We start from the raw sequence: 587 nt of genomic DNA, 5'->3' as shown, positions 1-587 counted from the left end.
GTCGAGTCTCCGAACAGCCCCAAGGCGGCAAGCTCCATCAGGGCCGTGCACCGCTCGACGGCCGCTGCGATGTCGGCCTCGGACGCCCCGGACCGATGCAGCCGCACCCAGGACGCCTCGGCGAACGCCGTCTCCAGCACCACCCGGCACAGCGCAGGCAGCACATCGCGCGTCGTCGCCGTCGGGTTCTGCGACGCGGCCCACGCCCGGGCGTCGGCGACCGCCTGCGCGACTGGGTCGCTCACCCGGCGCACACTGACCGCGGAGCGTTCGGAGCGCACCACTTCGAGGACCGTCACCGGCAGTTCCTGCGCCGCGAACGCCCGCTGCAGCCGCGTGTCATGCGTGAACACGACGACCTGCCGGGTTTCCCCGAGGGCGTGGAGCACCCGCGCGAGGCCGTGGACCTTCGCAGGGTCCATTGACTGCACCGGGTCGTCGATGACGACGAAACCGAACGGGCTCTCGGCGGCGGACGCCCGGGGCAGAAAGAGCGCGAGCGCGAGGGAGTGCAGCTCGCCCTGGCTCATGACACTCAGCGCCGATGCCTCACGGCCGTCGACGGCGACGTCCATGGCGAGCTTGCG

1 pseudogene is annotated in these 587 nt (G+C 72.1%); it reads right to left on the bottom strand.

The features are described from left to right. Nucleotides 1-587, bottom strand: a pseudogene (locus ACRX5W_RS33295) (hypothetical protein); the annotation flags it as partial.

Origin of the sequence: Yinghuangia sp. YIM S10712 (genome assembly GCF_051388935.1) — a bacterium.
Classification (GTDB): Bacteria; Actinomycetota; Actinomycetes; order Streptomycetales; family Streptomycetaceae; genus Yinghuangia.
The sequence above is the reverse complement of the archived record's forward strand: the minus strand, read 5'-3'. Positions and strand labels throughout refer to the sequence as shown.